Here is a 2,645-nt window from a genome sequence, read left to right as displayed (position 1 = left end):
CGGCCGATTCGCTGCTGCTTCCCGATGCCGACGTGCGGCCGCTGGTGCTGGAGCGCTCGGGGTTCCGGTTCACGCACGCGACCGCGACGGAGGCGGTCGCCGCCGCTCTGTGACCTTCTCTGTGGGACACATTGATCCGGCGAGATCGCTCGCTGATCGGGGTTCACCACTGCGAGACTGAGCGCATGGAGATCATCGAGAACTCGAAGCTCACGGTCGTCGGCGCAGGAAGCGTCGGGTCGAGTGTCGCCTACGCGGCACTGATCCGGGGTTCCGCCCGTCATGTCGCGCTGTACGACATCGCCACCGAGAAGGTCGAGGCAGAGGTGCTCGACCTCGCCCACGGCACGCAGTTCACGGGCTCCAGCGACATCATCGGCGGCAGCGACATCTCGGTCGCCGCCGGCTCGCACGTCGTGGTGATCACCGCGGGCGCGAAGCAGAAGCCCGGTCAGACCCGCATCGAGCTCGCCGAGGTCAACGCGGGCATCATCCGCAGCATGATGCCCGACCTGCTCGAGGTCGCCCCGAACGCGATCTATGTGATCGTCACGAACCCGTGCGATGTGCTCACGGTCATCGCGCAGGGGGAGACCGGGCTTCCTCCCGAGCGGATCTTCGCCTCCGGAACAGTGCTCGACACCTCGCGGCTGCGGTGGAAGCTCGCCCAGCGAGCCGGTGTCTCCACCGCCAGCGTCCACGCGCACATCATCGGAGAGCACGGCGACACCGAGTTCCCCCTCTGGTCGCGCGCGACGATCGGCACCGTGCCGATCCTGGAGTGGGAGACGCCCGGCCACCCTCGCTTCACCCTCGACGAACTGCAGGAGATCGCCGTCGACGTGCGCGACGCCGCGTACAAGGTCATCCTCGGCAAAGGGGCGACCAACTACGCAATCGGACTGTCGAGTGCACGCATCGTCGAAGCGATCCTGAGCGACGAGCATGCCGTGATGCCCGTCAGCACCGTGCTGCGCGACTTCCACGGGCTGGACGGTGTGGCGCTCTCGGTGCCGTCGATCGTGAGCGCGAAGGGTGCCGTGCCGATCCGGAACACCTCGTTCTCGGAGGGTGAGCTGGCGCTGCTGCGTCAGTCCGCTGACGCGCTCACGGCAGCCGCCGCATCATTGCGGCCGTGACCAGGCGGGTGACGCAGGGTCTCTGAGGCGGGTCTGCGTCAGGACTCCTCGTGAGTCCTCGGGTCGGCGTCGAACAGGCGTCCGTCCGGACGTCCGAGCGCGGTGATCGCCGCCACCTCGGCATCGTCGAGAACGATCTGCGCCGCCGCGAGGTTCGCCACCTGGTGCTCGAGCGACGACGCCTTCGGGATCGACACCGTACCGCGGGCGACGTGCCAGGCCAGCACGGTCTGGGCGGTCGTGATCTCGCGGGCCGCAGCGATCTCGTGGATCACGGCCTCGTCGAAGAGCTCCCTCGCCCGCCCCAACGGGCTCCACGCTTCGGTGAGGATGCCGTGTTCCCGGTGATACGCGAGCTGCTCCTCCTGCGGGAAGTACGGATGCACCTCGATCTGATTGACGACGGGGCGCACCCCGGTCTCCTGCTCGAGGCGCTCCAGGTGCTCCGGAAGGAAGTTGGAGACGCCGATCTGTCGGACCACGCCGCGGGACTGGGCGTCCACGAGCGCGGCCCACGCCTGGACGTACTCGTCCTGGAGGGGATTCGGCCAGTGGATCAGGTGCAGATCCGTCACATCGAGTCCGAGGCGCGAACGGCTCTCCTCGATACCGGTGCGTGCCTTCGCCGACGGGTGATGGCGACCGGGGAGCTTCGTGGTGACGATGACCTCGGAGCGCGGCACATCGGCGGCCGCGACGCCACGGCCGACCGAACCCTCGTTCTCGTAGTTGAACGCCGTGTCGATGAGACGGTAACCCGCGCCGATGCCTCCGGCGACTGCGTCTGCCCCGGCATCTCCGAGGAGTCCGTAGGTGCCGAGGCCGATGGCCGGAAGGGCGAACCCGTTGTGGGCGGTGAACGAGGGGACGACGGGCTGAGTGGTCACGGTGCTCCTTCTTGGCCTTTTCCCCGAGCGTACGCTGAGGGGATGACGACGGAGGCGGAGATGGCGTCGGATGACACCGTGATCGAGGACCAGGATCGCTGCCCGTGTGCTTCCGGGGACGTGTTCGGCGGCTGCTGCGGGCCGTTGCTCGACGGTGCGCCCGCGCCGACGGCGGAGCGCCTGATGCGCTCGCGTTACACCGCGTTCGGCCTCCAGGACGCCGGGCACCTCCTGCGCACCTGGCACTCGACCACGAGGCCGGAGACGATCGATTTCGAGCCGGACCTCGAGTGGCGACGGCTGCTGGTGATCGATCGCGCGGCCGGAGGCCCCTTCGACCGCGAGGGCGTGGTGGAGTTCGAGGCGTTCTGGCGGCAGGGCGCTGCGAGGGGCTCGCTCCATGAGCGCAGCCGCTTCGTGCGCGAGGACCGGCACTGGTACTACGTCGACGGCGACGTGCGTTGATGGGCGGATGTCGCTGTCGCGACATCGCGGGTCAGCGTCGAGAAATCGATGCTGTCGTGCCCTGCCGTGCCGCGCAGCACCGGGAATTCGGCGGTCGTGTCGCCGATCGTCAGCTTCGCCGTCTGGTCTGCCGCTGCACTCACGCGGACCTCCT

Annotated in this window: 3 protein-coding genes; 2 read left to right on the top strand and 1 reads right to left on the bottom strand. The window is 68.5% G+C overall.

The window, feature by feature from the left end:
- Window positions 1–185: 185 nt before the first annotated feature.
- Window positions 186–1,139, top strand: a complete 954-nt coding sequence (locus KZA10_RS11945) for an L-lactate dehydrogenase (RefSeq protein ID WP_218682987.1) — start codon at window positions 186–188, stop codon at window positions 1,137–1,139.
- A gap of 38 nt (window positions 1,140–1,177) precedes the next feature.
- Here the strand turns inward: KZA10_RS11945 and KZA10_RS11940 are convergent, their stop codons facing one another.
- Window positions 1,178–2,026 carry an aldo/keto reductase gene (locus KZA10_RS11940; protein WP_218682986.1) on the bottom strand — a complete coding sequence of 283 codons (849 nt, stop codon included), beginning with the start codon at window positions 2,024–2,026 and terminating at the stop codon, window positions 1,178–1,180.
- A gap of 42 nt (window positions 2,027–2,068) precedes the next feature.
- On the opposite strand from KZA10_RS11940, the gene KZA10_RS11935 reads away from it, so the two are divergent.
- Complete coding sequence (locus tag KZA10_RS11935) at window positions 2,069–2,491, top strand: YchJ family protein (RefSeq protein WP_141386800.1); 423 nt, start codon at window positions 2,069–2,071, stop codon at window positions 2,489–2,491.
- Window positions 2,492–2,645 lie beyond the last annotated feature (154 nt).

The sequence above is a fragment of the Microbacterium sp. BF1 genome, assembly GCF_019279095.1.
Classification (GTDB): Bacteria; Actinomycetota; Actinomycetes; order Actinomycetales; family Microbacteriaceae; genus Microbacterium; species Microbacterium maritypicum.
This window is presented reverse-complemented; position numbering and strand designations above follow the sequence as displayed.

Coding starts and splice junctions, on each gene's coding strand:
- KZA10_RS11945 (WP_218682987.1), top strand. CDS start 186: ATGGAGATCATCGAGAACTCGAAGCTCACGGTCGTCGGCGCAGGAAGC.
- KZA10_RS11935 (WP_141386800.1), top strand. CDS start 2,069: ATGACGACGGAGGCGGAGATGGCGTCGGATGACACCGTGATCGAGGAC.